The 21031-nt window shown below is 55.8% G+C and carries 26 protein-coding genes and 5 pseudogenes; 21 read left to right on the forward strand and 10 right to left on the reverse strand.

Annotated elements, in window-relative coordinates; genetic code table 11:
• Nucleotides 1–5: 5 nt before the first annotated feature.
• From J4859_RS10865 to J4859_RS10875, 3 genes are all read left to right on the forward strand, one after another.
• On the forward strand, nt 6–386 hold the full coding sequence (locus J4859_RS10865) for a hypothetical protein (protein WP_212329780.1): 381 nt from the start codon (nt 6–8) through the stop codon (nt 384–386).
• 195 nt (nt 387–581) lie between these two features.
• Nucleotides 582–959 carry a hypothetical protein gene (locus J4859_RS10870; protein WP_212329782.1) on the forward strand — a complete coding sequence of 126 codons (378 nt, stop codon included), beginning with the start codon at nt 582–584 and terminating at the stop codon, nt 957–959.
• A gap of 65 nt (nt 960–1024) precedes the next feature.
• On the forward strand, nt 1025–1663 hold the full coding sequence (locus J4859_RS10875) for a hypothetical protein (protein WP_212329783.1): 639 nt from the start codon (nt 1025–1027) through the stop codon (nt 1661–1663).
• A 6-nt stretch (nt 1664–1669) separates the two neighbouring features.
• Here J4859_RS10875 and J4859_RS10880 read toward each other — a convergent pair whose 3' ends face one another.
• On the reverse strand, nt 1670–1921 hold the full coding sequence (locus J4859_RS10880) for a hypothetical protein (RefSeq protein ID WP_212329785.1): 252 nt from the start codon (nt 1919–1921) through the stop codon (nt 1670–1672).
• A 499-nt stretch (nt 1922–2420) separates the two neighbouring features.
• Here J4859_RS10880 and J4859_RS10885 point away from each other — a divergent pair, with 499 nt between their 5' ends.
• From J4859_RS10885 to J4859_RS10930, 11 genes and pseudogenes are all read left to right on the forward strand, one after another.
• Nucleotides 2421–2729 carry a hypothetical protein gene (locus J4859_RS10885; RefSeq protein WP_212329786.1) on the forward strand — a complete coding sequence of 103 codons (309 nt, stop codon included), beginning with the start codon at nt 2421–2423 and terminating at the stop codon, nt 2727–2729.
• A 3-nt stretch (nt 2730–2732) separates the two neighbouring features.
• Complete coding sequence (locus tag J4859_RS10890) at nt 2733–2876, forward strand: hypothetical protein (RefSeq protein ID WP_212329788.1); 144 nt, start codon at nt 2733–2735, stop codon at nt 2874–2876.
• The gene (locus J4859_RS17030; protein WP_256436724.1) at nt 2873–2998 is read left to right on the forward strand and encodes a hypothetical protein; all 126 of its coding nucleotides are present in this window, start codon (nt 2873–2875) and stop codon (nt 2996–2998) included. The genes J4859_RS10890 and J4859_RS17030 overlap by 4 nt, the downstream gene beginning before the upstream one ends.
• Nucleotides 2999–3247: 249 nt before the next feature.
• A pseudogene (locus J4859_RS10895) lies at nt 3248–3706 on the forward strand (transposase); the annotation flags it as partial.
• 15 nt (nt 3707–3721) lie between these two features.
• Nucleotides 3722–4021: pseudogene (locus tag J4859_RS10900) on the forward strand (SDR family NAD(P)-dependent oxidoreductase); the annotation flags it as partial.
• A 169-nt stretch (nt 4022–4190) separates the two neighbouring features.
• On the forward strand, nt 4191–5141 hold the full coding sequence (locus J4859_RS10905) for a CPBP family intramembrane glutamic endopeptidase (RefSeq protein ID WP_212329790.1): 951 nt from the start codon (nt 4191–4193) through the stop codon (nt 5139–5141).
• Between the two features lie 68 nt (nt 5142–5209).
• A complete protein-coding gene (locus tag J4859_RS10910) occupies nt 5210–5497 on the forward strand; it encodes a BrnT family toxin (protein WP_212329791.1) in 288 nt (95 codons plus the stop codon).
• A complete protein-coding gene (gene brnA / locus J4859_RS10915; protein WP_212329792.1) occupies nt 5481–5756 on the forward strand; it encodes a type II toxin-antitoxin system BrnA family antitoxin in 276 nt (91 codons plus the stop codon). Before J4859_RS10910 ends, brnA begins: the two co-directional genes overlap by 17 nt.
• An 846-nt stretch (nt 5757–6602) precedes the next feature.
• Nucleotides 6603–7097, forward strand: a complete 495-nt coding sequence (queF, locus tag J4859_RS10920) for a preQ(1) synthase (RefSeq protein ID WP_212329793.1) — start codon at nt 6603–6605, stop codon at nt 7095–7097.
• A gap of 16 nt (nt 7098–7113) precedes the next feature.
• Complete coding sequence (gene queC / locus J4859_RS10925; RefSeq protein WP_212329794.1) at nt 7114–7809, forward strand: 7-cyano-7-deazaguanine synthase QueC; 696 nt, start codon at nt 7114–7116, stop codon at nt 7807–7809.
• Between the two features lie 51 nt (nt 7810–7860).
• Nucleotides 7861–8487, forward strand: coding sequence for a queuosine precursor transporter (locus J4859_RS10930; protein ID WP_212329795.1), 627 nt, complete (start codon nt 7861–7863; stop codon nt 8485–8487).
• Nucleotides 8488–8616: 129 nt separating this feature from the next.
• Here the strand turns inward: J4859_RS10930 and J4859_RS10935 are convergent, their stop codons facing one another.
• Both J4859_RS10935 and J4859_RS10940 read right to left on the reverse strand, forming a co-directional pair.
• The gene (locus J4859_RS10935; protein ID WP_212329796.1) at nt 8617–10017 is read right to left on the reverse strand and encodes a PTS transporter subunit EIIC; all 1401 of its coding nucleotides are present in this window, start codon (nt 10015–10017) and stop codon (nt 8617–8619) included.
• A gap of 38 nt (nt 10018–10055) precedes the next feature.
• A complete protein-coding gene (locus J4859_RS10940; protein ID WP_212329798.1) occupies nt 10056–11525 on the reverse strand; it encodes a glycoside hydrolase family 1 protein in 1470 nt (489 codons plus the stop codon).
• Nucleotides 11526–11684: 159 nt separating this feature from the next.
• On the opposite strand from J4859_RS10940, the gene J4859_RS10945 reads away from it, so the two are divergent.
• Nucleotides 11685–12698 (forward strand): AraC family transcriptional regulator, encoded by a 1014-nt coding sequence (locus tag J4859_RS10945; RefSeq protein WP_212329800.1) that lies wholly within the window; start codon nt 11685–11687, stop codon nt 12696–12698.
• An 802-nt stretch (nt 12699–13500) separates the two neighbouring features.
• Here the strand turns inward: J4859_RS10945 and J4859_RS10950 are convergent.
• Together J4859_RS10950 and J4859_RS10960 are read right to left on the reverse strand one after the other, a co-directional pair.
• Nucleotides 13501–14394 (reverse strand): annotated as a pseudogene (locus J4859_RS10950) (transposase).
• A gap of 453 nt (nt 14395–14847) precedes the next feature.
• Entirely contained in the window at nt 14848–15807 is a 960-nt protein-coding gene (locus J4859_RS10960; protein WP_249113610.1) for a haloacid dehalogenase-like hydrolase, read from the reverse strand.
• 307 nt (nt 15808–16114) lie between these two features.
• Here J4859_RS10960 and J4859_RS10965 point away from each other — a divergent pair, with 307 nt between their 5' ends.
• Entirely contained in the window at nt 16115–16399 is a 285-nt protein-coding gene (locus J4859_RS10965) for a type II toxin-antitoxin system RelE/ParE family toxin (protein WP_212329806.1), read from the forward strand.
• Nucleotides 16392–16670: a HigA family addiction module antitoxin gene (locus J4859_RS10970; RefSeq protein ID WP_249113611.1), complete on the forward strand. Its 279-nt coding sequence runs from the start codon at nt 16392–16394 to the stop codon at nt 16668–16670. The genes J4859_RS10965 and J4859_RS10970 overlap by 8 nt, the downstream gene beginning before the upstream one ends.
• A 312-nt stretch (nt 16671–16982) precedes the next feature.
• On the opposite strand, the gene J4859_RS17035 is transcribed toward J4859_RS10970, so the two are convergent.
• The 5 genes and pseudogenes from J4859_RS17035 to J4859_RS10985 form a co-directional block, all read right to left on the reverse strand.
• The gene (locus J4859_RS17035; RefSeq protein ID WP_256436725.1) at nt 16983–17117 is read right to left on the reverse strand and encodes a hypothetical protein; all 135 of its coding nucleotides are present in this window, start codon (nt 17115–17117) and stop codon (nt 16983–16985) included.
• A 35-nt stretch (nt 17118–17152) separates the two neighbouring features.
• Nucleotides 17153–17608: pseudogene (locus tag J4859_RS10975) on the reverse strand (transposase); the annotation flags it as partial.
• Between the two features lie 253 nt (nt 17609–17861).
• Nucleotides 17862–17987, reverse strand: a complete 126-nt coding sequence (locus J4859_RS17040) for a hypothetical protein (protein ID WP_256436726.1) — start codon at nt 17985–17987, stop codon at nt 17862–17864.
• Between the two features lie 143 nt (nt 17988–18130).
• The gene (locus J4859_RS17805) at nt 18131–18265 is read right to left on the reverse strand and encodes a transposase family protein (protein ID WP_212329810.1); all 135 of its coding nucleotides are present in this window, start codon (nt 18263–18265) and stop codon (nt 18131–18133) included.
• Nucleotides 18249–18395, reverse strand: coding sequence for a hypothetical protein (locus J4859_RS10985; RefSeq protein WP_212329812.1), 147 nt, complete (start codon nt 18393–18395; stop codon nt 18249–18251). The genes J4859_RS17805 and J4859_RS10985 overlap by 17 nt, the downstream gene beginning before the upstream one ends.
• A gap of 348 nt (nt 18396–18743) precedes the next feature.
• Here J4859_RS10985 and J4859_RS10990 point away from each other — a divergent pair, with 348 nt between their 5' ends.
• The 4 genes and pseudogenes from J4859_RS10990 to J4859_RS11000 all read left to right on the forward strand — a co-directional run bounded on the left by J4859_RS10990 (nt 18744) and on the right by J4859_RS11000 (nt 20991).
• Nucleotides 18744–19241 (forward strand): hypothetical protein, encoded by a 498-nt coding sequence (locus J4859_RS10990; RefSeq protein ID WP_212329814.1) that lies wholly within the window; start codon nt 18744–18746, stop codon nt 19239–19241.
• 199 nt (nt 19242–19440) lie between these two features.
• Nucleotides 19441–19743 carry a helix-turn-helix domain-containing protein gene (locus tag J4859_RS10995; protein ID WP_212329815.1) on the forward strand — a complete coding sequence of 101 codons (303 nt, stop codon included), beginning with the start codon at nt 19441–19443 and terminating at the stop codon, nt 19741–19743.
• A pseudogene (locus J4859_RS17810) lies at nt 19744–19989 on the forward strand (HipA N-terminal domain-containing protein); the annotation flags it as partial.
• A gap of 9 nt (nt 19990–19998) precedes the next feature.
• The gene (locus tag J4859_RS11000) at nt 19999–20991 is read left to right on the forward strand and encodes a type II toxin-antitoxin system HipA family toxin (protein WP_249113612.1); all 993 of its coding nucleotides are present in this window, start codon (nt 19999–20001) and stop codon (nt 20989–20991) included.
• Nucleotides 20992–21031: the final 40 nt, after the last annotated feature.

The raw sequence follows: 21031 nt of genomic DNA on the forward strand, positions 1-21031 counted from the left end.
GGTCGGTGAAGGCCCTGGGCTATGCCGACGCGCTGATGGAGAAGGACATCGCCGATCCCGTCCCCCATTACAAGCGCGAGGTGGCCCGCATGAATGCCGAGCGCAAGGCCGGCATGGAGAGGGAGAGGGTGCGGGAGATATCTGACGTGCCTGCCACGAGGCACCTCGGCCACTTCGCCCTGAAGGCGGAGGACACGGCCCTCGGCACGGCGGAGGACATGGCGCTGCTCCAGACCCCCTCGGGCTTGCGCTTCTCGCTGCACGATCTCCTCTCCTCGCTCGTCTATGCGAGGGCCGTCGCCCCCTGCTCCAAGCTCAGGACCTTCGAGGACGTGCTGCCCCAGATGGAGGGCGTGGACGCATCCTTCACCCTGGACCAGCTTTGAGACGGGCTCGCCTATCTGGGCGACGAGTACGACAAGGTCGTCGAGATCTACAATGCGCACGTGGAGGATGCCTTCGGCCACGACATGTCCTTGGCCTACTTCGACTGCACAAACTTCTACTTCGAGATAGACCGCAAGGACTCCTTCTGAAGGAAGGGGCCCTCCAAGGAGCACAGGCCGGAGCCGACAGTCGCGATGGGCCTTCTCCTCGACGCCAACTGCATCCCGGTGGCCATGAGCCTGTTTCCCGACAGCGAGAGCGACAGGCCGCAGCTGGGGAGATGCATCGCCCAGATGAAGGAGAGGGGCTCCATATCCGGCAGGACCGTGAGGGTCGCCGACAAGGGGCTCAGCTGCGCAGCCAACATCGCGGAGGCGGTGCTTGCAGGGGACGGCTACATATTCTCGAAGTCGGTGAAGACGCTTCCCGCCAAGGAGCGCACATGGGCGCTCTCGGGAGATGGCTGGACGGACGTCGCCGACGGGAAGGGCGGAACATCGTTTCGCTACAAGGTGGCCGACGGCGACTTTAGGTACACGTCCGTGGACGAAGGCGCAAGGTCGAGCTCCTAGAGAGGCGCGTCGTCACGTACAGCCCCTCGCTTGCCAGGAAGCAGAAATACGAGATAGACCGGCAGGTGAAGAAGGCAAGGGCGCTTAAGGCCGCAGCCGCGAAAAGGTCCGAGTACGGCGACAGCGCGAAGTATGTCACGTTCTCCCCCGTCGACGGCGAGGGCGAGGTCAGGGAGGACATGAAGGTCGCGGCCATGCTCAACCACGAGGCGATCAGGAAGGCCAGGGCCCTTGCCGGCTACAACATGATCGTGACCTCGGAGAGCAGGATGGGTCCCCTGGCCATATATGGCACCTACCACAGGCTCTGGAGGATCGAGGAGAGCTTCAGGGTGATGAAGTCCAAGCTCGATGCGAGGCCTGTCTATCTTCAGAGGCAAAGCACGATATCGGGCCACTTCCTCGTGTGCTACATCGCCGTGCTGCTCATGAGGCTCCTGCAGATGAAGGTGCTGGGAGATAGCTTCTCCTCCAAGGACATTATGGGGCTCTGTCGCGGCCTCGATGTGTGCCGCACCTCCGACAGGAGGTATGCCAACATATCCAGGAGAAGCCCCATCATCGAGGAGCTGGCGTCAAGGACAGGGCTGCCGCTGCTTCACTTCAACCTCACCAAAGGCAACGTGAAGGCGATCTCCTCCTGCACGCTCTCCATGCTGCGCGGCGAAGGGAAAGGCCCCTCTGCCGGCAGGAAGCGCGGCTGAGGGGCCTCATAGCACCATATCGGGGATCGAAAAACCAAAGTCCGGCACCATGCACAAGGCCACCTGCGGCATCCACGCCGATATGCGCCTTGTATCCGATACGCCAGGCTCCCCCTTTCTTGGACTGGTGCGCCTTAAGGGTCGCGCGTGTGGTCTTGGTTCTTCGTGGAGCTTTAAGGCCCAGGTGAAGGTCGCATCCACAATGGAGCCACCCCGCGCCGTGATCCCTGCCTTCTTAAGTTCTAAGTCCAGGCGCAAAGCACAAGCTTTACCAAACTCCTCTCGCTTTAAGGCTATGGCGGAATTTCGCGAGTGTCGTTGCATCTGGCACCTGCGCCTGCATGAGGTCTACGTGCACAGAAGCGCTACCAGGAGCGGCAATCCAGGATAGCATCCTTAAGTTCCCTCGTCTTAAGGGAGCAAACATAACCTAAAGCAGGATACATCCTAAAGCTTTGTCTTTGCAGCGTGCACATGCCTGACAAGAGCCTGTCCGTGGTAGCTGGTATCTACCAGTGCAATCCAGCTATCCCACACAACGATTGTATCCATTTGCTCCAGGAATGCCTCTCGCCGGGTCTTTCTCCTTAGACCTTAGGATTTAAGGTCTTAAAAGCTCATCTGGCTGTCCATATCTGCCTTTTGGATATGCTGGAATACGTTGCTGTAATTATAACATATCCACAGGCAGATAGGCATCTATGTGGGTATGGGTACTGCGTGGTTCGAGACATTTTGAGCCGATGGCATACAGCGTGTGGCCCCAGCTACCTCATCGATCCGAATTAATCATCGTTTCCCTAGGGGGCTTAAGGACGAATGGGAGGTCACGGGCGTCTGGTTTAAGGAGCGCGAGGGAGCGCAAGACGAGCTCCATGTGAGGGTGGCCCACAGGAAGGGCCAGGCAGTGGAGTGCCCCGTATGCCACAGGATGTGCGGCACCTGTGACACGCGCGAGAGGACCTTGTGGTATCTTAGCATCTGGCAATACGATACGATCGTGCACTGCGCGCTGCCCAGGGCCGACTGCCCCAAAGACGGCGTGCATGCCACAAGGATGCCCTGAAAGGTGCGGCCGAAGACGCACTTCACGGCGCTCTTTGAGGCGCAGGCGATAAGTGAGGGCGCTCTCAGGAATGAGCGTGACGCCGGTCGCGCAGCAGCTGCACGAGACAGCCCACGCGCATATGGCGTCTGCTGGGCAAGGCCGTGACCGAGGCGAGGGATGCCGCCGACTACTCGGATGTCGTGCGCGTAGGGATAGACGACACCGCCCGCAAGTGCAACCAAAGCTACATCAGCATCATGGCCAACTTCGACTGTCAGCGTGCCTGAGCCGTCACGCAGGGGCAGGGGCAAGGGGGCCTTAGGCAGGCTCTGAGACGAGCTTAAGGAGCACGCAGGGGACAGGTCAAAGGTCCAGGAGGTCACGCGCGACATGGCCGAGGCATACTCGCTTGGCGTGGCGGCGCAGATGCCCCAGGCCACACAGAGCGTAGGACAGCTTCCATGTGGTGCAGCTCCTGATGAGGGCGACAGACCCTGTGAGGTGCCAAGAGAGGCGCGAGTCGGCGGAGAAGCACAAGGCAGCTTACCCAGACGAAGTACCTGTGGCTGAAGAAGAAGGAGTCGCTCACAAAGCTCCAGCTCGCCAAGAGGGAGGAGCTCGACCCTGCGAAGACCCATCTCAGGGAGGCACGCGCCTGCCAGATGGGAGAGGCGCTGCAGGACGTCTATTCATGCCCCGACAGGGAATCGGCGGCAGCAGCCCCAGAGCGCCTCTACTCGTGGATGGCGCACTCTGCCGTGGCCGAGATGAAGAGCGTGGCGGGAACCCTCAGGAAGGAGCGGGAGGGGATCCTAAACTGGTGGAAGAGAGGCTCCACCAACTCGTTCCTGGAAGGCCTCAACTCCGTCGTCCAGTCGGTCCGCAGCATCGCCAGGGGCTTCAGGGGCATCGCCTACTTCAGGACGATGATCTTCCTCAGGCTGGGCCGTCTGGACTTCACGGCCCAGAAGAAGCTGGCATACGCTACCCACTAGAAACAGCGAAGAGCCCCGAATCTCCCCTCCTACAATGCAGCCAAGGGCGGCGTCAACCTTATGACCCAGTCTGCCGCGCTCGCGCTTGCCAAGTACAATATCCGCGTCAACACCGTGAATCCCGGCTACATCGAGACCGGCATGGTGAACGAGGACGTAATGGGCAAGGAGGCCATCGACCACCTCGTCTCGCTCCATCCGCTGGGACGCCTCGGACGTCCGGAAGAGATTGCACATGGTATCGTCTTCCTCGTCGAGAACGAATTCACGACCGGCATCCACCTCTACATCGATGGCGGCTATACAGCACAGTAGAAAGCGCGACATCCATCCTTTCGGGCGGGCAGCAGAAATGCTGTCCACCCTTTTCTGTAAGCTGCCTGTCATCCTCCGACACTCTCGCCGAAAAGTGTCTGACTCTGAGCAATGAACCGCTGCTTCTCAGGAAGAATCCCTCTATACGCAACCAAAGAAGGGATGGCATATGCTTCTGCCCAAGACCTACCTCGTCCGCATGAAGGAACAGGAACGCTACCGCTGGTGGAAGCCGATCGTCTGCTTCCTTCTGGCTGGCCTCCTCTTCGTGGTGTTCATGGCAATAGCGATGTTCGCGCTCGGGACCTCGGGCGTGCTTTCCCCCTTCGAGGTGCTCATCCAGGATGCGGACAGCATCACCACAGACGAGCTCATGGAAGAGGCCATGGACCTCATGACAGGAAGCGGTCTGGGCATCGCCCCTCTCTTGGGCTCCATCATCCTGCTTCTGCCTGCTCTCTGGATTGCAATGAAGGCGACACGCCTCGGCGGCCTCAGGACCCTGAGCTCAGTGGAGGGGCATCTCCGCTGGAAGAGGATCGGACGGCTGATCCTGCCCGTGCTCCTCGTCTTTGCGCTAGGCAATGCTGCAGAGCTTGAGATAGCCTCGGTCCTCTCAAGCGAGATTCCCGCCTTCTCGCTTCCCAGCCTCTCCTACCTCCTCACGATCTTGATCCTCGTGCCGGTGCAGTCGGCAACGGAGGAATATGCCTTCCGCGGCTTTCTCATGCAGACCTTCGGCAGCTGGATCCCCATAGCCGTGATACCGCTTGTGCTCCAGACCGTCATATTCATGGGGTCGCACACCTACAACATCTGGGGACTTCTCTCCATCCTGGTCTTTGGCCTCATCGCAGGAGTACTGGCCCTCAAGACAGGAGGCCTCGAAGCCTCCATCGTCTTCCATGCCACGAACAACATCTGTGCCTTCCTCATCTCGGCAGCGGTCGGTGCCAATGCGATGGTAGCTGAGGCAACCATCCTCGATATGACGATTTCGATCGCCCTTGACCTCGCCGTCTTCCTGGTTATCCTCCATGTCGCAAAGAAGCAGGGCTGGCTCGTCGATGGGACAGAAGAAGAGCATGTGCCTTCAGCACCGCGACACATGAAGAGCTAGAAACTGCATATATCTTATTATTCATGGGTAATATATGCTTGTAATAAGCTTATCAAGCTTAAGATAGGATGGCAATGAAAGAAGATTATGAATTTGAATGGGATAGTGAGAAGGCAAAGACGAATTCCCACAAACATGGCATCAGTTTCCCAGAAGCTGAAACTATCTGGGATGATCCACAAGCTCTTGAAGTCCACCTTGTCTCCGATCCCGAAGACCGATGGGCCATTATCGGACGAACCGCGAAAGACTGTTATCTGACCGCTATCTTCACATGGCGCGATAGCAGAATCCGAATCATTTCAGCGCGCAAATCGACCAAAAAGGAGATAGATAGCTATGAAAAGTATCAGTAACGATGAACTTGAACAGCGCTTCGACGCTGGTGAAGACATAACTCCATACATGGATTTCTCAACTGCAAGGCACCCCAATAAAGAACGTGCAGCACGCCGCATCAGCATGGATATACCAGAAGATATGGTACGCGGCCTTGATCATGCAGCTGCTCGCATGGGCGTAAACAGACAGGCGGTAATCAAGGTATGGCTCTCCGAGCGTCTTGATGAAGAAGCGGACCGCGAAGACAGACGCTACAGGAACGCACCAGCATAATAGCTGCAGCAATACGATATTGCTCTCTCTTGATTGTGTTCGACCTCGCCGTCTTCTTCGTTATCCTCCGTATCACGAAGAAGCAGGGCTGGCTCGTCGGTGGAACAGAAGAAGAGCATGCGCCTTCTTCACCGCAGCACATGAAGCACGAATAGCCTGTCCCGGCACAGAGACAAAGAGGAGGCCTCCCGCATCTGAACTGCCTCCCATTTCCTATGTCCAGGAAATGGGAGGCAGTTCACAAAGGCAGAAGCACCCTTCCTTATCGTGAAGCGGCGCTTCTGCCCCTTAAGGACACGCTACAGGGGGATAGAGAAGAACTCCTGTATGCTCAATGTCTGCCTCGCCCTTGCAAACCTTGCCATGTGCATCTTTTGCCGGCAGGCTGCACCTCCCGGCTCCCAGCGTCGCTTGATCTATCTTGGAGCCTTATTGCGGTGCATGCGGCAGGACGGATGTAAGGATAGCGGCTCCTGCACGTGCTGGATGAGCAACCTTTTCTGCCTTTCCCGCATACCGGCCCAGAAAAGTCGTGTGGTCGGTCCCCTCTGACACGTTATGGGGCATTGATCATCGTTTCCCTAGCTCTTTAAAAGCACAGGCATGCTTTCTGCTTCTCTGAAGCAGAAAGCATGCTGCCTCATATGCCAACGCCAAGATCTCCGCATGGAAAGGATGGCACTTTTCATCTGCCATTCGCGGGTGTACCTATCTCAGTGTCGGAGCAGGAGAAACTGGACCTAATCCGTTCTGCAGCACAGCACAGGATTAGGCGTTTGGGCACAGGTACAGCATTGTGCTATGGTTAACCAAGTTTTGAACCAGCATCCAAAGGAGATGGATAGCATGGCAGAGGCCGGAAGAAGTCCTGAGGAACTCAAGGGCGTCACCCTTCTGGGCAACAAAGGCGTGAAGTATCCCCATGACTATGACCCCACGCTTCTCGAGACCTTCGTGAACAAGCACCAGAACCGTGACTACATGGTCACGTTCAAGTGCCCTGAGTTCACGACGCTCTGCCCCAAGACAGGACAGCCTGACTTCGGCTGCATCTACATCAACTACATCCCTGATGTGCGCATGGTCGAGTCCAAGTCGCTCAAGCTCTATCTCTTCAGCTTCCGCGAGCACGGAGACTTCCATGAGGACGTCGTGAACGTAATCCTGGAAGACCTGGCGCATCTCATGGAGCCCAAGTACATCGAGGTCTTCGGCAGGTTCAATCCGCGCGGTGGCATCTCGATCTATCCGTTTGCCAACTGGGCAAAGCCCGATGCAGGCTATGAGGACATGGTCACGCGCAGACAGTTCGAGCAGCTCTCGATGCACGAGCAGGACTAGGAAGGGCGCGACATCCATGAAGGCAATCGTCCTCAACAGCGGCGGCGTGGATTCCACCACCTGTGTCGGCATAGCGGTAGACCGCTATGGTGCAAAGAACGTCACGACCGTCTCTGCCTACTATGGCCAGAAGAACGACAAGGAGCTCTCCTGTGCAGAGAAGATCGCCAAGCACTACGGCGTCGCACACCGCGTGATCGATTTTGCCTCCACCCACATCATGGACGGCTCCGTGTGCACCCTGCTCCAGGGCGGCAACGATATAGCTCACGGCACCTACGCCGAGCAGATGGCAGAAGGAGACGGCAAGATAGCAACCTACGTCCCTTTCAGGAATGGGCTTCTCCTTGCAGCAGTAGCTGCTGTTGCCCAGTCTGTCTATCCGCATGAGGAATGCGAGCTCTATATCGGAGCCCATGCAGATGATGCAGCAGGAGATGCCTATCCTGACTGTTCGCCCGAGTTCATAAAGGCAATGGGCAAGGCTATAGAGCTTGGCACCTACGGGCTTGTCCATCTCGTCGCCCCCTTCGTGAACCTCGACAAGGCAGGCGTTGTTGCTTGGGGACTCAAGCTCCATGTGCCCTATGAGCTCACCTGGAGCTGCTATGAGGGCGGAGACGTCCAGTGCGGCGTCTGCGGCACCTGCCTCGATCGCAAGAAGGCATTTGCAGCCAACGGCGTGAAGGACCCCGTGCCCTACCGCCAGTAAGGGAATGTGGCTGTACTAGGAAACCAGCCTCAACAAAACTAGGAGACATGCGTGAACATAAAGAAGTATCATCTGCTGCAGATACTCACGTCCCTTTCGGTGGCGACGCTCATAGCGTCAAATATCATCACGAACAAGCAGACAGATCTCTTCGGCTTTGCCGTCACCTGTGGCACCTTCACCATTCCTGTCGACTACATCGTCTCAGATGTCTTAGCCGAGGTCTTTGGCTTTGCAGAAGCCAGGCGTGTTACCATTACGGCCTTCCTCTGCGACCTTCTGTGTGTCGTCCTCTTCCAGCTGACGCTTGTAGCACCATCCTTCTCCACCTTCACAGCACAATCTGCCTTCGAATCCGTGCTCGGCTCTACCCCACGCATCCTGGCTGCAAGCTTTACAGCCTATGTGGTCGGCAGCCTCTCCAATGCCAAGATCATGGAGCTCATGCATGTGCATGACGGAGAGAAGAGACTGGCATGGCGATGCATTGCATCGACCATTGTGGGAGAGACGCTCGATATGACGGTGTTCACGCTCCTTGCCTTCACAGGCGTCCTTCCTTGGCCTGTCATCGGCCAGATGATCGTTGTCGCCAGCGCCATCAAGGTAGCCGTGGAGTGCATCTGCTATCCCCTTGTGACCTCCCATGTCATTGCATGGGCAAAGACACTGGAGTAGTGGAGCAAGTAGACTCATATAAGTGTCGCAGAATCGGACATGCAGACGGAAGGCTTAAGTAAATGAAGCGGAGCGGCTTAACAGCTCCGCTTCATCCTCTAATCTTGAATAGGCAAATGCACAGGAATCTTATGCCACCATTTTGCTCTTAGCCTTTCCCCATAGTGCAAAGGAACATACAGCAGCAATAAGCCACGTGGCAACAATACAAATCGTTATGGCAATGATGTTCCATACACTGCCGGAGGGATCCATATAGACCGGCAGCGATGTGATGCCCGGCATCACGAAGCCAAAGCACTTTACTCCGAGGATAACCGTCAGTGCACCACCTATTCCGTTTGCAATCATTGCTGAGATGAGCGGCGTCCTATTGGGCACCTGCACAGTGAAGAGAGCAGGCTCCGAGATTCCCATGAAAGCCGAAAATGCACAAGTGAAAGCTGCGGACTTCAACCTCTCGTCCTTTATCCTCAATGCCGCGCCGAATGATGCTCCAGATTCGGCAAGATTATGGCAGAAGGATACCGGAAGCAGGTAGTCGTATCCAAGCGTGGCAATATTTGAAATCTGGATCGGACTTGTTGACTGATGCATTCCGAACAGAACAATAAGCGGCATGAATAACCCGAGAAGAAATCCCGCCACCGGTCCCAGGGTGGAGAACAGCCATACGATGCCATTAGCAAGCCCGATGCCGCACCACGCTCCGATAGGAGCCAGTACAAGCAGGTTCAACGGAATGACTATGGCAAGTGAGAGGGCAGGTACAACGACGAGTTTGAAGAGATCAGGAACTACCTTGTCGATGGCATGATAGATAAATGCAAGTCCGGAAACGCCGAAGATGACTGGAAATACGGAATCCGAGTAGCTGAAGATTGGAAGGGCGATTCCGAACAGGGTGAGCGGGATCTCACCAGTTCCAACAGCGTTGACGATAGTCGGATACATCAGCGATCCTGCGGCGCACAATGCAAGAGACCGATTTATCTTAAGCTTGTCAGCACAGGAAACTGCCAAGAGGAACGACAGAAAGTAGAAGGGGATATCCGAAATCATGGAAAAGACGGCCCAGTCGCCGGCAGAGGTATCGATACCAAATGCGGAGATGATAGCAAGAATACCCTTGACCATGCCTCCTGCGACAAGAGCGGGGATAATGGGCGAGAAAATACCCGAGATAAAGTCAAAGACACGCACCTTTGTACCTGAATCTTTAGATGCGAGCTCAGGCTGATCAGGATCGGCCTCGACCTCATCTTTCGCCTTATCGTCACCAAGCATCGGTTCGAGCTCCCGATAGACGCTTTCAACATGTGGGCCAATGATTACTTGCCATTGACCGTCTTTTACCTGTGCACCAAGCGTTCCATCCAGCTTTTTTAAGACTGCAAGATCCACTTTCGATTCGTCTCTGAGATTAAAGCGCAGCCGCGTAATGCAGTGGGTCGCCACCGCAACGTTGTCAGAACCTCCGACGAGCCTGAGGATTTCCGCTGCCAGATTGCGCTTGTCCGTGTCTGCCATGTCTCCTCCTTTGGTTTTGCAGATGCAAATAGCCGTGTCTAAGACAAATCCACCCCGTTAGTGGCTATAACGCGCCTGTACCAGTCGAACGAATCCTTGAGGTAGCGATCCCCCGTTCCCTTCCCCTCATTATCAAGATCCACATATATGAGGCCATAGCGCTTGTCCATTGTGAGGGGACCACATGCAATGACATCGATGAATCCCCAGATCATATACGACCTCACGTCGACTCCGTCGACGACTGCCTCGCGAAGGGCAGCAATATGGTTTCGCAGATAATTGATACGATATGGATCGTGCACATGGCCATCGGGCTCTAAAGTATCGGAAGTACCCAGCCCGTTTTCTGCTATATAGAGAGGCAGGCTATAGCGATCCCACATCTGGTTAAGGGTAATGCGGAGACCCAAAGGATCCATCTGCCATCCCCATTCAGAAGTCGGAAGATATGGATTCTTGTTCGCCATAATCAGATTGCCGGAAGTCTTCTCCCATCCCTGGTCTGTCGTGGATATCTGTGAAAAGTAATAGCTGAAGGCAAGAAAGTCTACGGTATTGCTGGCAATGAGATTGTCATCGTCAGGGCCCTTCTCTACAGTGATACCAAGGCGGTCGAAGTACCGGTCCATATAGGTTGGATAGGCACCTCTTGCCATAACATCAGCATAGAACCAGTTGGAATACTGGTTGTCCTGAAGAGCCTGGAGATTGTCTTCGGGACGGCAGGTCGCAGGATAGCTGCAGAATCGAGCGATCATTCCACCGACAGGCGTTCCGGGGCTCTTCTTGTGCACAATCTGGACCGCACGGGCGTTCGCAAGAAACTGATGATGCAAACAATGAAATATCTGGCAATCGTAGTCTTCGCCTTCGACATCTTTGATAAGGCAGACTCCATCCCAAGGCGAGAAACGCCCGGCGTTGAATTCATTGAACGGAAGCCAGAAGTCGACAAGATCCCCTAGATTGTCAACGAGCGTTTCGGCATAGCGCGCAAAGAAGTCAACGGTTTTGCGCGATTTCCAGCCACCATACCGGAGCACGAGGTTCACCGGGATGTCGTAGTGCACCATCGTGCAGAAGACCTTAATTCCATAGCGGTGACATTCACTAAATACAGAGCGGTACCAAGAAATACCTTCCGGGTTAGGCTCGAAATCGTCACCATCGGGGAAAATCCTAGCCCAGCATACTGAGGTACGAAACACCTTAAGGCCGAGCTTCGCAAAGAGGGCTATGTCTTCCTTGTACCGATGATAGAAATTGATACCACGACGGAACGGGTAATAGCGCGTTCCGTCATCCGCAAGGGCAGCATCGAACTCCGCTTTGGAGAATGGACTGTTTCGGTGCTTCTCCTCGATCTGTACGTGGGTCCAGCTGCCATCAAGCCAACGCAAGTCCTGAGTATCTACGCCTTTGCCGCCTTCATTCCATCCTCCATCTGCCTGAGACGCAGAGATGGCTCCGCCCCACAAGAAATCCGGTTGGAATCCGCTTCTCATGTATCCTCCACCTTATGATGACGTGGTCACTTTGCTACTCGCAATTACTTACGAATAGCTTACGTATCGCTGGTGAGGCATTAAATGTCATAATCATTCGTGGTATATGTCAGATTCCACTATCTAAGGTAAGAGATGACCATACGCAGGCATGATGCATTGGCAGATGCCAATGAAGCTCTTAGGACCGTTACACCATCCGAACAATGGCACCTAGACCATTCTGGCAAAGCGAGCCCCATCTATGACACAACTCCAAGGATTCAGACTCCAGAAGGGGAAGCATATCTCTTCGATTGGAAGGGAACGCTGAGCGACAGGAGCGTAGGCCTCATAAAGGAAACGAGATTCACTTCTGTTCCTGCCCATGTGAACCAGGACATGGAGGTCAGTTACGTCTATGACGGTACATGCGGATTTGCCGTGAGAGATTCCTATTACGTATTGGGAAGAGGAGATGCCATCATCTTCGATCCAGGAGTGGTGAGGTCCTCCCCCACGTACAAGGAAGCTGGTGACATCGTAATATCGATGGTCTTCCGGAAAGAGTTCTTCGATATGGTATTTCTCAGTCAGCTTCCCGGCGGGGGTATGCTCACTACCCTGCTCTTCGAATATATCTCGTCGAGAAGGCGCCGTGACAGCTATCTAGTTGTGCACGGCACCGGAAACGGACGACTGGAGGTGCTCGTTGCACTCTTGTTCTTGGAGTTTGAAACACCCGATGCATTCAGCGAAATCATGACGAAAAGCTATACATCCTCGCTCTTCATGGAGCTCATGCGAGAACTAGCCCATGATAGCAATACCAGAATCGGTCAGCCTACTGGGGGAAACGACATATCCAGAATGCTTGATCATATCGAGCACAACTATCGAACATGCACGCTCTCGTCAACTGCCGCAGAGTTTGGATATAGCCCCAGCAGACTCGGGGCACTACTCAAGCAAGCAACCGGTCAAACATTCAGCGAGATTCGCGTAGCACAGCAGATGATCGAAGCTGCCTACCTACTTCTCAACAGCAACAAGACTATTGTTGAAGTGGCCTCAGAAGTCGGAATCAGCAATATGGATTACTTTTATCGCAAGTTTCGTTCCATGTATAGAATGACACCTCGGGCGTATCGCCTTACGATGAGTGCCGACATCAATGGAGAACCCACACGCTAAGTACAACAACTAATTATGAGGTAGCGACCCCCGCACGACCTAAGATGGTGCTCGCGAAGACATGGAGTGGCTACAGTGAAAGGGACAATCCCATGAGAGACTGAGGCCTTGGGAAAGGGGGCCGCGATGGCGGACCTCAAGCACTCCAGGAAATTCTCAGGAGAGATCAAACGCCAGATCGTTGAGCCTAACGACAATAACAAGAGTCCGCCCAGAGATAGGCGCCGACAACGATATCGCCAACTCGACCCATGCCTCAAACAGCCACACACCTAAGCAGAAGTGTACCCTCGATCTTACAAGGAAGAACAAGCACCTTAAAGATGGAGCTCGACATTTTAAGGACGGCTGTACTGATAGTCGCACTGAGGTAGTCGCGATAGCAGAAAGTGCCGGACTCTATCTGCTTATCAGCTCTATGTAAGCAGCTCGCTACTCCGAGGTCGACCTACTGCAGGCTTGCGCGGCACACCCGGACCTGAGAAGCACAGGGACCTCTCGTCGGCGCCGTCGAGGAAAGAAGTACCGGGTACCACAGCACCCAGAGCACAAGGGGGCACTGGCCAAGTGCAGGATCTGCTCCAGCAGCAGGCACATCACCGCAGCCATAAGGGAGTGTGGCCTTAAGAGTGACCACACCAAGGTGAAGTTCAAGGCGTACCCCGACAGGCCCAGAGAGGCCAGTCAAGTCCGAAATCGTGTGTAAATTGCCTCATAAGCAAACGCCCCTGCGAGCCGCCACGAAGCGAGCCTCATCCGCCGCTGTGTGCGGGCTATCTCCTCGAGATCCCCCTTCCTCCTCTCATAGCTCCTCGACCGCCGGCAGCCAGTACTGCTTGCTCTTGGCGGCCCACCTGTCATTCTCCTCGATGAGGTAGGTCCCGACGAGCCTTATTAGCGAGCCCTTACTCAAGAACACGCCGATGACCTTCGCCCGGCGCTTCACCTTGACGTTGAGCCTCTCGAGGTAGTTCGACGTCCTGGTGCAGCTGCGTGTCGCCAGCGGGAGGGCCATGAGCGTCATCGCGTCCTTAAACCCGGCGTCCAGGCGCGCCAGCGCCTCGGGCGCCTCCGCGGCGATCTCGTCGCGGTGTGCCCTGGCCTCCTTAAGCGTGGCGCAGTTGAACATCTCCATGAGCTCTAAGCAAAGGCACGCCCGCAGCCGCTTGGGGGCCGCGTCGGAGACGTTGCGCGAGAAGTGCGCCTGAAAGCGCTGCCAGGGCACGTCGGGGTAGACCTCCTGCAGAGCGAGCACGAGCCCCTCGTGGGCGTCGGAGAAGGACATGCTTGAGCCCGAAAGCCCTCGGGCGTGCAGCGAGGAGAGGAACCTCCCCCAGGTCTCGCGCGACTCGCAGGCCTTAAGCCTAAACCCTATGAGCTCCTTCATCGCGTCCCTGGTCATCCCCATCGCGATCATGAGCGCCATCGGGCGGATCCTGTGGTCGACTCTGACCTTGAGGTAGGTCGCGTCCACCATGACGAACAGCTAGTCGCCCTCGATGCGCCGCGTGCGGAACTCCTCGACGGCCCCCTCGAGCTGCGCGCAGGCCTCGGCGACCGTCGAGTCGGGCAAGCCCCTGTCGCAGATCGTCTCTATGAGCTTGCCCACCTTCGCCGTCGAAGCGCTGCCCAAGACCATCTTCGCCATGGTGGTCACAAGGGCGGCCTCGCTGCGCTTGTAGTTGTCGAACACCATGGTCTTGAAGGGCACGTTGCGCTGCCTCGTGCCGTTGCGGCTGTCGGCGCGCTCGCAAGCGCCCCGCGCCGATCTGCTCGGCCGACTCCGCCCTCAGATGGGCGTTGAGCGACTTTTGCAGCATGAGCTTGAACGCCTCCCCACTGGAATCTTCGAGCAGCCGCATTATCTCGTCCTGGTTAAGTGTGATATTGATCTGAGCCATGTTCGGGCCTTCAAGTCTTCTTGTTCTCTGGCGATGGCAAATGATACTTGGAACCCGAGCCTCTGGCTCGTTCCTCTATTTACACCACTTTACGGACGTGACCAGAGAGAGCCAGCTCGATGGATCGGATGATGCAATCGCAGTTGCAGGCACACCGAAGACGGCCATAGCTTGAGCCGTGGCTGTCTTCCTCATGATGAGAAGTGTCTTTTAAGGAAGCCTATCGCTCCCCCTTTCCCTGCCCTCATCTATCTCAGGCGCGATCTTGCCATGCTCCTCAGCGTATACCTGCGTCCACAAATGGTCTCTGAGTAGGCAATGATGTTCTCGGGGACCGCGATGCCAGTATAGCCCGAATCCCCGATGTGGTGGATATCGGCCCCAACCATCTTGCTCATGAGCGCAATGCTTCTGATGGTCTGCACATCGGCACCTTCCTGACTTGTCCCGATGGAGGAAAGAGCCAACTTGCCCTGTGCATGCGTCTCCTGCACGAGCTCTGCCACGACCTCCTCTGTCATACCTGGCACAGTACCCGGTGCAGGCATGAGGGTGATGTCAGCATCAGCCTCTGCGAAGGCACATACCTCTTCAGGCGTGAGCACTCCCCTGCCGCTCTCTGAGAGAACCCCGGAGGCATGCATCTTGCCTGCAACGAGAATCACATCCTTGCCCACAGCACTGCTGAGCTCCTTGAGCGCAGTGCAGATATCCTCGTTCGAGACGCCTATGCCGGGATTTCCTGTCACGACGATGAGGTCCACACCCATATCGAGTGCATGTCTGGCATTCTCTGCCGTTGCCCGCCTGCCTTCCGTCATGTGCCAGATATTGTCCGCGCCGCCGGCCCCTCCTGCCGCTGGCTCCAGATTGATGCCAATGAGCCTGCCTGTCAGCTTCTTCACAAAGCGTATGGCATCTTCCGGCGCATGCTCGGGAAGCCCCTCTATCTCTGAATGCAGGATGTCGGAGAGGTTCAGGAGCACGATGTCTGCTCCCAGAGCGCTTGCAAGCTCCGCATTCGAGACATCGCCCAGAAGAGGTGCCACGCTGCCAATGGTCTCTGCTGTCATGGCCTTGCCTTCGCAGCCGGCCAGGGACTGAAGCTTTTCTCCCTTCGTGAAGCCTGCAACCTCAGATGCACTGCAGCCTGTAAGCCTTCGCGTCATTTGAGGATCCTTCTGTCCGTGCCATGCCGTCACAGCCATCTTGTAGCTACAAATTGTAGATGCCAGTTATCAGAACCCAGACGGTAACGATGCTGTCAGATTCAATGTTCCCCGTCCGCCTGCCATATTGCTCCCTCTTTCGCCTTACAGCCTCGGGATGGAGTTCTCCAGCCACCACCATACAGGTTCCACCACCTATCCGCGCAGGTGTAGCTGACCTCTGTAGCCGTTCGGATGAAGTCCGAAATTGAATCCCGCAAGGCTGCAGGATACTTTTCTTCTGACACCTTGACCTAATATCTCTGCTATGTGATACTTCTGTTATCCGGAAGTACAGGAGCCACCATTGGAATTTCGTGACGCTGACATACGAGACTTTTGGGAGGGTACAAACTTCACACCCAGGAGAGTCCCCTCGGATGTACGCAGGGCGTTGATGCGCAAGCTGCAGATTCTGGACGCTGCTTGCGTATTGGACGACCTGAAAGTTCCTCCAGGCAATCGGCTCGAAGCCCTCGCAGGAGATAGAAAGGGCCAATACAGCATCAGGGTAAACCGGCGGTGGCGTCTATGCTTCAAGTGGAGCAACGGCGAAGCGAAGGAGGTCGAGTTCGTTGACTACCATGTGTGACCTTATGAGCATCCCGGGCGAGATTCTCAAGGAAGAATTTCTTGAGCCGCTTGGCATCAGCCAGTATCGGCTTGCAAAGGCAATCGGCAAATCGGAATCGGCAGTCTCGGAAATCGTGAACGGGAAGCGGGTCATCACGGTCGAGATGGCATGGCTGCTTGCCGAAGCGCTGAGCACGACGCCCGAATTCTGGATGAAGCTCCAGACCACCTATGATCTCAAGACATTTGACCCCTCAGCTCTTCCCAAAGTCACTGCACTGGCCGTTTAGAAAGAAAGTTCAATCAGAACTGTTGGCAAGCACGCATGAAGCTGGCAGCAGAGCATACAGGCAGGCAGACCTTCCAGGGAATCCATCTTTATGCCAGTGTCCTTCATTGCTTCCTGCCTGTTCAACATGCAATGAGTAGTTGGTTGCGACGGTCCTCATCAACCTGAACCCACTCAGTAAGGGGCATATACAAAGCAGCGCCAGCGATGTCCGTACCTGCTGTCGACAGGTTCTGCGGGCGGCGCAATACCAATGGTTCAACGGCCCGGCTGTGAACTGCAACCGGGCCGTATTCCCCTCTACACTATCTGTTCAATGCTTATGCTCCTCCTTTCGCCTCCTCACCTCCTCGACCAGGTCGATTGTGGATCGAACAAGGCCCTCCACGAGCACGAGAGGATCAAGAGCTTCGAGGAATCCCTTCAATAGCTGGCAAAGTTCACCCATAGGCGCGACCTCCAAAATCGGGCTCTTCGCTGTTTCTAGTGGGTAGCGCATGCCAGCTTCTTCTGGGCCGTGAAGTCCAGACGGCCTAGCCTGAGCAAGATCATCGTCCTGAAGTAGGTGATGCTCCTGAAGCCCCTGGCGGCGCTGCGGACCGACTGGACCACCGAGTTGAAGCCTTCCAGGAACGAGTTGGTAGATCCCCTCCTCCACCAGTTGAGGATCCCTTCCCACTCCTTCCTGAGAGTCCTCGCCACGCTCTTCATCTCGGCCACGGCAGAGTGCATCATCCACGAGCAGAGGCGCTCTGGGGCCCTGGCCGCCGATTTTCTGTCTGCGCATGAATAGACGTCCTGCAGCGCCTCTGCTATCTGGCAGGCGCGTGCCTCCCTGAGATGGGTCTTCGCGGGGTCGAGCTCCTCCCTCTTGGCGAGCTGGCGCTTTGTGAGCGACTCCTTCTTCTTCAGCCATACGTACTTCGTCTGGGCAAGCTGCCTTGTGCTTCTCGGCGGACTCGCGCCTCTCTTGGCACCTCACAGGGTCTGTCGCCCTCATCAGGAGCTGCACCACATGGAAGCTGTCCCACGCTCTGTGTGGCCTGGGGCATCTCTGCAGCTACGCCAAGCGAGTATGCCTTAAGCCATGTCGCGCGTGACCTCTAAGACCTTCGTGCGGTCCCCTCCTGTGCTCCTTAAGCTCGCCGCAGAGCCTGCCTAAGGCGCCCTTGTCCCTGCCCTGCGTGACGGCTCAGGCACGCTGACAGTCGAGGTTGGCTATGATGCTGATGTAGCTTTGGTTGCGCTTGCGGGCGGTGTCGTCTATCCCTACGCGCACGACATCCGAGTAGTCGGCGGCATCCCTCGCCTCGGCCACGGCCTTGCCCAGCAGCCTCCATATGCGCGTGGGCTGTATCGTGCAGCTGCTGCGCTATCGCCTCCACGCTCATGCCAAAGAGCGCCATCACTTATCACCTGCGCCTCGAAGAGCGCCGTGAAGTGCGTCTTCGGCCGCACCTTTCAGGGCATCCTTGTGGCATGCACACCGTCCTTGGGGCAGTCGGCCCTGGGCAGCGCGCAGTGCACGATGGTCTCGTACTGCCAGATGTCGAGGTGTCTCCAGGTCCTCTCGTGCGTGTCACAGGTGCCGCACATCCTGTGGCAGACGGGACACTCGACTGCCTGGCCCTTTCCTGTGGGCCACCCTCACATGGAGCTTATCTTGCGCTTCCTCGCGCTCCTTAAACCAGACATCGCAGAGCTCCCACTCGTCGCTGAGTCCCATCGACCTCTTAAAGAGCCTTGCTAGCATCCCTGCCTGAACATCCATATCGCACCTTAGGAACGCAGCCTCCTGTCGGGGAAAATCCTACCGTTCAAAGGCCACATGCTCAAGGGGATGCAGATATGCTACCCACCATAAGTAGCGAAGAGCCTTTCTTTTGAAGGCATCCTTGATGGAATTGATGCACATGTCGTCTACAGAAAGAAACAGATCAAGGGCAGGCGGTTCCTGTATGCCTTCAAGGACACCAAGAAAGCAGGCTGCGAAGAGGCTTCTTACCTGGCAAACGCACAGAAGAAAAATACCTTTTCACCCGAGAAGTACGCCATCAAGAAGGACCTCTTTAGTGTGATCGTCTTGGAATCCGATCAGGACCTTGATCTAAAGACTGCTTACCTTTGCTATGATGACCGGTGGCTTCTGAAAGTGGTATTCAACCGTTACAAGAACGATGAATGCCTGGACCACACCAACTGCCAGGGCGACTTTTCTGTGATGGGAAGCGAGTTCATCAACTTCCTCTCTACAGTTGCCACCTGCAGGATCATCAGGAAGGCAGGGAAAGTAGGCCTTCTCGATAACATGTCCTATGCAGAACTGATGGACGACCTTTCCTCTGCATGGAGACTGATGGATTCCCCGGCCGAACCAGCAACAGACGACGGCTGCTGGGTACATACCCTCAACGCCGTATTTGCTGAGCTGGAGGCTCTTGGATTATCCAAGCCGGCTCCAAAACCAGAACCTAAGAAGCGTGGACGCAAGCCCAAGCCGAAGGACCCGGCAACTATGAAGCCGAAACGTCCGCGTGGTCGTCCGCGGAAGAGTCCATTACCTGCCGGCTAGCTATAGTCCGGTAGATTGGGAAACTATTAACCAAACGCTATGGCGGGACAATCAGCTTCTCTGCCAGGGCACCACTTTCTGCATAGATGCGCTCATACCGATATATCAAGCAGCTGTCAAATAATGCAGAAACTCTCTTTAACATTTATAATATGAGACACTAAAAATGTTTGTGTAACATATCTTGGACGTTAATACTATGAAGAGACCAACAACGATAAAGACGAAGCTTGCCGCAAGACAGATCGGCGAGAACATTGCGACATGGAGGAAGCTCTATGGGTTTACCTCTCAGGGCCTTGCCGACAAAGCCGCTGTCTCACGCGCGACCATTTCTCGCCTCGAGAACGGAGACCCCACTGTCAGCTTCGAGACATTCCTTAATGCGTGCCGTGCTCTCTCGACACTCGATGCGGTAGTGGAAGCGACAGATCCGTATGAAACGGATCTGGGGCGCATCAGGGCAGACCAGACACTCCCGCAGCGGGTTAGGAGCAAATAAATGACGCCTACTATCTATGTATATGCGTCCAGCGTATCCGGAGACATATTTATAGGGACCTGTCGATTCAGTCTCAGAAGAGGACGGCTGACTTCTGCATTCAGCTACGACGATACCTATCTTGCCCGCACAGATGCTTATGCAATAGATCCATCGCTTCCACTCCGTGATGCAGCAGGCTTCTGCGAAGGGCTTCCAGGAGCTCTCAGGGACTCCATACCGGACCGCTGGGGTCGTCATCTCATAGACCGCCGCATGCTGAATGAAGCTACCACACTGGAACAGAGACCACGAACCCTGGATAAAGTCGACTATCTCCTCGGTGTCTACGATGCATCAAGACAGGGCGCACTGCGCTTCCGTATCCCTGAAACCACTGGTTTCCAATCGCTTCACGAGAATGTACCTCCTCTCGTCGAGCTCAAACGTCTTCTCAGTGCATCGAATAAGGTGTCGCTCGGCAGCGCGGGCACAGAAGAGATCGAGGAACTGCTCGATGCTGGGTCGGGCTCACTCGGAGGTGCCCGACCAAAGGCTTCTGTCACAGACGAAGGCAGACTCCTTCTTGCAAAGTTCTCCCATCCTGAAGACAGCTGGGATGTCATGGCATGGGAGAAGACAAGCCTCGATGTCGCCAACGCTGCCGGACTCGAAGTGCCAAAAGTACGTCTCATACGTCTCGGCACAGACTCCGCCCTCGTACTCGAGCGCTTCGATCGTACTGGCTCCCGCATGGATGGCCCAAGGCTTCCCTACCTGAGCGCCATGTCGCTCATAGGTGCTCGCGATGGCTCGCAGAACGACTATGCAGATGTCGCCGATGCTTTGTCTGATTGGTGCGAGAAGCCTATTCCTGAGCTTGAAGCACTGTTCAGACACATTGCGCTCTCTGTCGCCCTGCACAATACCGATGACCACCTGCGCAATCTTGGATTCTTGCGAAGAGGTGGCCAATGGGTCCTGGCACCTGTCTTCGACGTGAACATCAACCCCGATACGACGCGAAGGAGAGTTACCTCGATCTTCGGCGAGACCGGGAAGGGCGAAATCGACGGGATGAAAGAGCTGGCAGAGGTCTGTGGGCTTTCTGCTGCCGCTGCATCTCGCTCAGTTGCCAGCGTTACCAGGGCTGCACGGGACTGGAAGATCTTTGCCAAAAGAAATGGCTGTAGAGAGACAGAGCTCAGGCTTATGGGGCCTGTCATCGAGGAGCGCACCTCTGCTCTGAGCGCTGCCTTCCCCCGATAAGCATTCACGGCAGAGAACTCCCTTCCCCTGCTGTTCAAAG

The sequence above is a fragment of the Atopobium sp. oral taxon 416 genome (assembly GCF_018128285.1).
GTDB lineage: Bacteria > Actinomycetota > Coriobacteriia > Coriobacteriales > Atopobiaceae > Olsenella_L.